Source organism: Staphylococcus sp. HMSC065D05 (assembly GCF_001813195.1).
Classification (GTDB): domain Bacteria; phylum Bacillota; class Bacilli; order Staphylococcales; family Staphylococcaceae; genus Staphylococcus; species Staphylococcus epidermidis.
Map to the genome: position 1 here is coordinate 10587 of NZ_KV811759.1, position 9270 is coordinate 19856.

General features: G+C 31.3%; 9 protein-coding genes and 1 pseudogene. 5 read left to right on the top strand and 5 right to left on the bottom strand.

The window, feature by feature from the left end; genetic code table 11:
- Positions 1-40: 40 nt before the first annotated feature.
- From HMPREF2897_RS08020 to HMPREF2897_RS08040, 5 genes and pseudogenes are all read left to right on the top strand, one after another.
- Positions 41-259 (top strand): annotated as a pseudogene (locus HMPREF2897_RS08020) (IS5/IS1182 family transposase); the annotation flags it as partial.
- A 596-nt stretch (positions 260-855) separates the two neighbouring features.
- Complete coding sequence (locus HMPREF2897_RS08025) at positions 856-1293, top strand: DM13 domain-containing protein (protein ID WP_002445899.1); 438 nt, start codon at positions 856-858, stop codon at positions 1291-1293.
- A 50-nt stretch (positions 1294-1343) separates the two neighbouring features.
- Positions 1344-1817: a DoxX family protein gene (locus HMPREF2897_RS08030; RefSeq protein WP_001830332.1), complete on the top strand. Its 474-nt coding sequence runs from the start codon at positions 1344-1346 to the stop codon at positions 1815-1817.
- Positions 1792-2481 (top strand): response regulator transcription factor SaeR, encoded by a 690-nt coding sequence (saeR, locus tag HMPREF2897_RS08035; protein ID WP_070592905.1) that lies wholly within the window; start codon positions 1792-1794, stop codon positions 2479-2481. The genes HMPREF2897_RS08030 and saeR overlap by 26 nt, the downstream gene beginning before the upstream one ends.
- Positions 2482-2483: 2 nt before the next feature.
- Positions 2484-3536, top strand: coding sequence for a sensor histidine kinase (locus tag HMPREF2897_RS08040; protein WP_032602599.1), 1053 nt, complete (start codon positions 2484-2486; stop codon positions 3534-3536).
- Between the two features lie 68 nt (positions 3537-3604).
- Here the strand turns inward: HMPREF2897_RS08040 and HMPREF2897_RS08045 are convergent, their stop codons facing one another.
- The 5 genes from HMPREF2897_RS08045 to HMPREF2897_RS12390 all read right to left on the bottom strand — a co-directional run.
- Positions 3605-4711 carry a glycosyltransferase family 2 protein gene (locus tag HMPREF2897_RS08045; RefSeq protein WP_002445896.1) on the bottom strand — a complete coding sequence of 369 codons (1107 nt, stop codon included), beginning with the start codon at positions 4709-4711 and terminating at the stop codon, positions 3605-3607.
- 202 nt (positions 4712-4913) lie between these two features.
- The gene (locus HMPREF2897_RS08050; RefSeq protein WP_002445895.1) at positions 4914-5753 is read right to left on the bottom strand and encodes an aldo/keto reductase; all 840 of its coding nucleotides are present in this window, start codon (positions 5751-5753) and stop codon (positions 4914-4916) included.
- 241 nt (positions 5754-5994) lie between these two features.
- Positions 5995-7344, bottom strand: coding sequence for a hemolysin family protein (locus tag HMPREF2897_RS08055; RefSeq protein WP_002445894.1), 1350 nt, complete (start codon positions 7342-7344; stop codon positions 5995-5997).
- A gap of 236 nt (positions 7345-7580) precedes the next feature.
- On the bottom strand, positions 7581-8753 hold the full coding sequence (gene nagA / locus HMPREF2897_RS08060) for an N-acetylglucosamine-6-phosphate deacetylase (protein ID WP_002445893.1): 1173 nt from the start codon (positions 8751-8753) through the stop codon (positions 7581-7583).
- 249 nt (positions 8754-9002) lie between these two features.
- Positions 9003-9270 (bottom strand): DDE-type integrase/transposase/recombinase (locus HMPREF2897_RS12390; protein WP_141751293.1); only part of this gene is annotated, 268 nt, incomplete at its 5' end.

Consider the following 9270-nt stretch of genomic DNA (forward strand, 5'->3'; position numbering starts at 1 on the left):
ATTTAATAAACATCACTAAACTAAATTAACGAGGCGCCTTATGTATAAAGATTATAACATGGCTCAACTTATTCTACCAATGGAAACTTCAGTTCTTATCCCCACAAATGATATTTCACGACATGTGAATGATATTGTAGAAATTCCCAAGACTGAATTCAGACATCATCGAGGTGCAACATCATATTATCCAAAAATGATGTTAAAAGTAGTTCAATATGCTTACACACAATCTGTATTTTCTGATAGAAAAATTGATGTGGATCCTGTTTTTAGATTGCTGAAAATAATCAAAAAAATTATAAAAAAGACAATTTCTATATTATTTCAATAGAAAGTGTCTTTATTTACTTATCCTAGAACTTTATGTCGCAGCCTCTTTTATTTGTAGACATTTCTAAAATGAAACATCTTTTGAGCTAAGGTCATAAGTGATTGGATTAGGCATATTTTTTAGACAGTCTAATACAGAATTGAGAATATCTTTATAGCAATTTCCAATTTAAACACTTGATTCAATAAGAAAATGTCACTGAGAAATTTCACTTGTTATATAAGTTGTGTCGAACTCATATTAGGATAAAGAATTCAAAATGAATACCCTCGTCCTCCAACTGTTAATTCATATTAATTTTCAATATTGACACCTTTTCTTCATTTTATCTCTTTTATTTATTTCATTTTTTATTTATCAAGCCTATTACATTCTAATAAAACTCTTTCATTTTTATAATTATAAATAAAAATCATTTTGATTTAATTCTTTTTTAAATGTAGTTAAGAAACAGTTAATGGTTATGTTCACGTATTCCGATTAAACTATTCTTAAATAAAAACAGAAAAGAGGAATACATTATGAATACAAAATATTTATTAGCAGTCGGAGCAATTGTTACATCACTTACGTTAGGCGCATGTGGAAATTCTAACTCAGAAAGCGATCACGCTAATCACAAAGATAAACAACAAGAAGAAAGTAATGTAAAAACAGACACAACGAAAAAATTATCTGGTAATTTTGAATCTAAAAACGGAGAAAAAGTAGAAGGTAAAGCTAAAATTGAAAATGGCAAACTTATGTTAGAGAATTACAAATCTTCAAAAGGTCCAGACCTGTATGTTTACCTAACTAAAAACGGAGATATTAAATCCGGTAAAAAGATTTCAACAGTAGACTACAATAAATCCAAACAAACTTTTGACTTAAAAAATGTAGATATAGAAAAATACAATGAAGTAACAATTTATTGCGAAAAAGCACATGTCATTTTTGGTGGCGCTAAATTAAAATAATTTAGCTATTAAATGTAGACGTTTTTAACTATAGAAAGAGAGTGTTAATCATGAAGAAAATAAGTTTATTTATAATATTTTTAATTCGTGTAATTTCAGGCATTGTTATTTTCAGACAAGGATGGGAGAAATTTACAGGTGATTTTACATTAAACGGGCTAGTTCCAGTAATTAGAGATAACACAGACTCTCCACAATGGTATAAATGGTTTTTTGAACATATTGTTGCACACACAACAGGATTATTTAATATAATCGTGCCTTTAGGGGAAATGGCCATTGGTTTAGGTTTAATTTTAGGTATATTTGCATACGCTGCAAGTTTCTTTGGAGCCTTCGTTATGATAAATTATATTTTAGCAGATATGATTTTTACGTACCCTCTACAATTAGCTTTCTTTATTATTTTACTCATGAGCCACTCTTTATTGGCTAAGGTATCACTTAAAGAAATCATCGCTTATTTTAGAGACCGTAATAACCGAGGTGAAGATAAGCATGACCCACTTACTAATCGTGGATGATGAAAAAGATATTGTAGACATTTGTCAAACGTATTTCGAATATGAGGGATATCAGGTTACGACAACAACATGTGGTAAAGAAGCACTAAAATTATTATCTTCAGATATTGATATTATGATTTTAGACATTATGATGCCTGAAGTTAATGGATACGATATTGTCAAAAAAATGAAAGATATGCAACTTGATATACCTTTCATATATCTAACAGCAAAAACTCAAGAATATGACACGATATACGCACTGACATTAGGTGCTGATGACTATATTAAAAAACCCTTTAGCCCAAGAGAACTAGTATTACGTACTAATAACCTTCTCGCTAGATTGAGCAAATCAAATTATTCTAATAAAATTGAACAATTAGAATTTGATGGTTTAGTTTTAAAAAATTTAAGCAAGACGCTTACCATTAACAATATAGAGATACCTATGCGCATTAAAGAATTTGAATTGCTTTGGTATCTTGCTTCTAGAGAAGGTGAAGTTATTTCTAAATCCGAACTTCTAGAAAAAGTATGGGGGTATGACTACTACGAAGATGCTAACACTGTCAATGTCCACATACATAGAATTCGCGAGAAATTAGAAAAACATGATTTTTTACCCTACACTATTACAACTGTATGGGGACTTGGTTATAAGTTTGAAAGGAGCCGATAACTATTTTTTCAATAAGAAGTCAAATCATTATCGGTGTCATTTCAAGCGTTATTTTAACAACAATTATACTGGTTATTGCATATAAGCTCATGTGGTTTAATGGTCACATGACACTCACTTTAGCCATCACTACTATGATAACAAGCTGTTTAACACTTTCGATTTGTAGTATTTTTATTAATCCTTTAATTCAGAAGATTAAGCAATTCAACATTAAGACTAAGCAATTTATAAATCACGAAAAATTCATCGATGATGAAACATTCCAGTCTCCTAGAGAAATTAAAGAGTTGAATGATTCATTTAATAAAATGGCATATGAAATTAATAATCAAATGAATATGATAAAAAACGAGCAACAAGAAAAAACTGAAATTATACAAAACCTTGCACATGATTTAAAAACACCTTTAGCTGGTATTCGATCATATTCTGAAGGTCTACGAGATGGTGTCATTAGTAATCCTCAAGAAGTTCATGAAGCATATGAAACATTAATCAAACAAGCAAATCGTTTATCAATTTTATTTGATGACATTACACATGTGATTAATTTAAATACTGGACGTTCTTATCCTTTGGAATTAATACAGCTCGATCAATTACTTGTTAATATATTACAACCATACGAACAACACATAAAACAAGAAAATCGTACGCTTGAAGTTAATTTCTGCACAGATATTGATGCATTCTACCAGTATCGACCTCCAATCGAACGTATTTTGACTAATTTACTAGATAATGCATTAAAATTTTCTAATTCTGGTAGCCGTATTGATATTATTATTTCTGAGTGTAAAGAAAACGACGCCATTAGTATTGCAATAAAAGATGAGGGGATAGGTATCGTTCCAGAACTTCAATCACGTATCTTTGAAAGAACGTTTAGAGTTGAAGACTCTCGAAATACTAAGACTGGTGGTTCGGGGTTAGGGTTATACATTGCAAATGAGTTAGCACAACAAATTGACGCCTCTATCACAGTCCAAAGTGATTTAGACATTGGAACCACGATGACACTTACCTTAAAAAAATTTCAATTTAAAAAGTAATTTGTACTGTATAAAAAACCGAATGTAGCTGGAATGAGTTTGAACATTCCAGCTACATTCGGTTTTCATTAATGTACACGCTCTTTAAAGCCTTCTTCTTGAGAATAATTTGATGCATACGTATCACTATATGTTTTAACTTTATAAAAAGAACTTAATTTATATAAATCATTACTACGCTTGTTATTTCTATTTTTATTCAGGTTTAAAGCATTATATCTCATGTCGAGATTCTCAGTCTGAATATTAGAATTTTCAACAATATACTTCGGTCTATGTTTAACTTCATAATAAATACGACCGATATATTCTCCTACTACGCCAATAGACATTAATTGAATACCACCCAACAATAATATAGCGGCAATCGTAGTAAAATAACCAGGTATATTTATACCATTAATCAAAATATTTATTAACAAATAAATTATATATAAAATACTGATAGAAAACGTGAACATACCTAGGTATATCATCATGCGTAAAGGCTTATTGTTAAAAGAGATGAGTCCATCTATACCATAGTTGAGTAACTTTCTAAAAGTCCACTTAGATTCTCCATCTTCTCGGGTCACATTTTCATATTGAAATACTTTTGTTTCATAACCTATCCATTCAAATAGACCTTTAGAGAAACGATTATATTCATCAAGGGTTGTTAAAGCTTGAACTGCACGTCGACTGAGTAATCTAAAATCACCAACGCCGTCTTCAAATTGGATATCCTCTACAAATGCATTAATTAACTTATAATAACATCGAGACAACGTTTTACGTACAAAATTCTCTCCCTGACGATTCCTCTTAGCAATCACTTGATCGTAACCTTCAATGTAACCCTCTATCATTTGTGGAATATATTCAGGCGGATGTTGTAAATCTCCATCAATCATAATCACCGCGTCGTGCATTGTGCTATGCTCATAGCCAGCAATCATTGCAGCTTCTTTGCCAAAGTTTCGACTGAACGAAAGATATTTAACATGGTTATCATACGCAACAATATTCTTGATATGATGTATTGTTGTATCTATACTACCATCGTTAATAAAGAGTAAATCGTATTCATAGTTTTTGATTAAACTATCTTTCTTCATTATTTCAGTTAATTTGTCATAAGTTTTCAAAACGACTTCGCCTTCATTATAGCAAGGGACGATGACTCTGATTTTCATTAAATGACATCCTTTTCTCTGAACTATTTGCTATCATTTTATCAATTTCCTTGTCATACATTCTAGTTAAATACTGTGTATTTACATAATCTTAAATTAAGCTTAATAGTTTTAAACATTATCATTTATGAGGAACACATTAACTTTTAGTAAAAAGTATTTAATTATCTTTTAAAAGTTAACGCTAACTGGTTAATTATATTTATTTCAAATCTCCAATACTGACATCATCAGGATCTTTTCCTTGTCTAGCATTTTTATTTAAACTATCTATTTCTGCAACATCTGTTAACTCAAGATTAAAATCAAAAATATCAAAATTTTCTTTAATACGTTGAGGTGTTTGTGATTTAGGAATGATAATACGATTATGTGCGAGATGCCAACGTAAGACAATTTGTGCAGGTGTTTTATCATAACGATGAGCAATATCTGTAATAACAGGATCATCAAGCAATCCTTTATTACGCATTAAAGGCATCCAAGCTGTTACTTTAATATCATGTTCATCACAAAAGTCTTGTACATCTTGTTGGTTAAAGTACGGATGCAACTCAATTTGATTCACCTGTGGTGTAATTTTAGTTTCTCTCATTAACTTTTCTAAATGATGTATCTTAAAGTTACATACACCAATGGCTTTTATTTTACCTTCTTCATATAAATGTTCTAAGGCTTTATATGATTCAATATACAATTGATCATTTTCGCAAGGCCAATGAATTAAAAATAAATCTAAATAGTCTAACCCTAAATTGTCCAATGATTTATTAAAGTACTCTATTGTTTGGTCATAACCTTGATAATCATTCCAAAGTTTAGATGTTATGAATAGCTCGTCCCTCTCAATATTTGATTGTTTTAATGCACTACCTAACGCTTTTTCATTTCCATAAAAGTAAGCCGTATCAAATGCGCAATATCCTGCATCTAAAGCTGTACGAACAACCTCTTCCATCTGGTCATCCGCTATCTTATAAACTCCTAACCCAACTGCAGGCATTGGATAACCGTTATTTAAAATTTGAACATCATTTGTCATAGTACATTAACTCTCCTTATTTACATAAATATTATTCGCTTATTATCATTTTAATACCTTTTTTATTTACTGATAAAACAAATTTGATCTATTCATTTTGTTATTTTAATACAATGCAATTTATTGCTCCTTAAATGATGAGTATCTTCGTTACCCTCTACATTTTAATTATCCTTTTTCAAAACAAAAAGTGGGATAGAACTCACTTGGCATTCTATCCCACAACTTATCTTTTTAAGTATTAATCACGTTCGTCATCTTCTTGTTCTTCATCAACAGAAGGACGTCCACTATTAAATTCATAATTCAAATTGACCCAAATAATTTGATGATTGTCGATTTCTGTAATCGTCCAACGATCATATTCAGTATCAACGAAGTCATCTTTTTGCAAATTAGTATTTTGTGATTGTAACCAACCACCAATAGTATCAATATCCTCAGAATCTTCAAACTCTATGTCAAATTTTTCATTTAAATCATCAAGTAAAACACGACCATTAATTTGATAAGTATGATCATCAAGTTTAACTATATCGTTAACTTCATCATCATCAAATTCGTCTCTGATTTCACCAACAATTTCTTCTAAAATATCTTCCATTGTTAAAATACCTGCTGTCCCACCATATTCATCTATAATCAAACTAATATGTACATGCTCTCTTTGCATTCTTACAAGAGCATCACTTATTCTAGTTGTTTCTGAAATCATGGGTAATTCATGAATATAATTGGCGATTTTAATCGGTTTACCTGACGCATATTCTGTTAAAAACTCTTTAACATTTATAAATCCTTTTACATGGTCTTTATCACCATCTTCAGTGATTGGATATCTTGTAAACTGATGTTCTTTGATAGTATCTAATAATTCATCTACGTTAAATGGTTCGTTGAGCGTAACCATTTGTGTACGTGGCACCATAATATCTTTTGCATGACGTTCATCAAATGAAAAAATATTTTGCATATACGCAAGCTCGGTTTGGTTAATCTCTCCACCATTATAACTATTGTTTATAATAATTTTTATTTCTTCTTCTGACATTGCATCAGTTTGAGCATCTGGATCAAATCCAAACATTCTGACAATCACACGAGAAGAACCATTCATTAACCATATAAGTGGTTTCATAAAATTACCAAAATAAAATAGTGGTCTTGAATATAAAAGTGCAAGTTGTTCTGTATGTTGAATAGCAAATGATTTAGGTGCCAATTCGCCTAATACAACATGTAAATATGTCACAACAATGAATGAAACAACAAATGAAATCGTCGTTGTTAAAGGACTCGGTAAATGTAATAACTCGAATAGTGGGTGCATCATCTTTTCAAATGTTGGTTCACCTAACCAACCTAAGCCTAAAGACGTTACTGTGATACCTAATTGACAGGCAGATAAGTAATAGTCAAGATTGTCTATCATCTTTTTGACAATTTTTGCACTCTTATTACCCTCATCTACTAATTGTTCAATACGCGTTGATCTCACTTTTACTAATGCAAATTCTGACCCAACGAATACTGTTGTTAATGCAATCAAAAGAAAAAATATAACTAAACTAATTATGGTCGAAGTTTCCAATTAATTCCCTATTTCTAGGGATTCACCTCCATATATATTGTGTCACGCTTAGGTAACACGTATTTAAATCATCATGAATCAATAAGTGACAACTACATGCTAAGACCTTCCCATCGTGACACTCCCCGTAAAAAATGTGATTGGCTTCATTCTATCATAAATCTTTTGTTATATGTTAAACATATGCCAATGCTATATTGTAGACAAAATAATTTTTTTGTTCAACCAATGATAAATCATTTGAAAGCATGATATTTTCCATTTTTAATCGTCGTTTCAACATTACATGCATCATCTATGATAACAATATCTGCATCTTTCCCGATTTTAATACTACCTTTTACGTCATCTATGCCTAATGTCACCGCTTGATTTAAACTTGTTACTCTCCATAAATGCTCAATCGTGTCACCTGTAAATTGTATTAAGTTTTTAAGTCCTTCGTTCATTTTGAGTATACTTCCAGCTAAAGCCCCAGAAGACAGACGTGCTTCACTTCCCTTTACAATCACATCCTGACCACCTAAATCATAATGTCCTTCTGGCATTCCTTTAGCTCTCATCGCATCTGTAATTAAATAACAACTTTGATTCCCCTTAAGCCTATATGCAAGTGCGATGGATGCCGGATGTGAATGAATACCGTCCACAATCATTTCAGTATGCAATCCTTGATTTAACCAGGCTGCACCAAATACGCCCGGTTCTCGATGTTGAAAGCCGGTCGCTGCATTATACAAATGAGTGATATGTTTGGCACCATGACTTACAGCTGCATTCGCTTGATCAAACGTTGCCACCGTATGTCCGATTGAAAAAATGATATCATTTTTCATTGTCTTTAAAGTTTCTGTTGCTCCATCAACTTCAGGAGCGTACGTAATAATCTTAATTAGTCCATTCGCTACTTTCTGAAACGACTTTATTTTATCAACCGTAGGACGTTGTACGAATTGAGGGTGTTGTGCGCCTACTTTATGTTCTGAAATAAATGGACCTTCAAGATGTACTCCGACAATTTCGGCAGCATTTGTAACATCTTGTTGTTGAGTATATTTAGCAATAGTTTGAAGAGCCCGCTCAATGTTGACCGTTGACTGTGTCATTGTTGTTGCTAAAAAAGATGTTGTCCCCTCAGAAAGGAGTGATTCTGCTAAATGTTGTAAACCCTGTTCAGATGCATCCATGGCATCTTCACCATACCCCCCATGAATGTGAATATCTATAAACCCAGGCAGTATATGTCGTTTTTTTACATCAATAATGTCAATTGTATTATGAGACGATGACGGATGAAAAGGACACTTACCAACGTCCAAAATTTTCCCATCTTTAATATGAACATATCCATTGTTAATCATTTCATTTTCTGTATATACGATGCCATTCGTTAAAACATATTCTGACATGATTGAACCCTTCTTTTCTTTAAATTATTAGTAGTTGATTGAACTATTTTATTATATCTTTCTTCGTATTGAATATCACTTTTTCAATATTTCACCGGTTAACAGATGAATTTTACTATATATTCTTAATTTAATAACAGTATTTTTAATTTAAGATATTATTTTCATACACAATAACTATTTAATTATGGTTATGTTGCAAAGTTAGAAAAATATAGCTAATTACCATTTTATCATGTCATTGTTCGTTTAACTGGCTAACATATGCCTAATTTCGTGGCATGGCGAAAATCCGTAGATCTGAAGAGACCTGCGGTTCTTTTTATATAGAGCGTAAATACATTCAATACCTTTTAAAGTATTCTTTGCTGTATTGATACTTTGATACCTTGTCTTTCTTACTTTAATATGACGGTGATCTTGCTCAATGAGGTTATTCAGATATTTGGATGTGCAATGACAGTCAGTATTCAGTTTAAACGTTTTAATGACTTTAGCCATTGCGACCTTCGTTGAA

What these genes read in the sequence shown, in the direction of transcription:
- HMPREF2897_RS08025 (WP_002445899.1), top strand. Translation starts at nt 856, where the DNA reads ATGAATACAAAATATTTATTAGCAGTCGGAGCAATTGTTACATCACTT.
- HMPREF2897_RS08030 (WP_001830332.1), top strand. Translation starts at nt 1,344, where the DNA reads ATGAAGAAAATAAGTTTATTTATAATATTTTTAATTCGTGTAATTTCA.
- saeR (WP_070592905.1), top strand. Translation starts at nt 1,792, where the DNA reads ATGACCCACTTACTAATCGTGGATGATGAAAAAGATATTGTAGACATT.
- HMPREF2897_RS08045 (WP_002445896.1), bottom strand. Translation starts at nt 4,711, where the DNA reads ATGAAAATCAGAGTCATCGTCCCTTGCTATAATGAAGGCGAAGTCGTT.
- HMPREF2897_RS08050 (WP_002445895.1), bottom strand. Translation starts at nt 5,753, where the DNA reads ATGACAAATGATGTTCAAATTTTAAATAACGGTTATCCAATGCCTGCA.
- nagA (WP_002445893.1), bottom strand. Translation starts at nt 8,753, where the DNA reads ATGTCAGAATATGTTTTAACGAATGGCATCGTATATACAGAAAATGAA.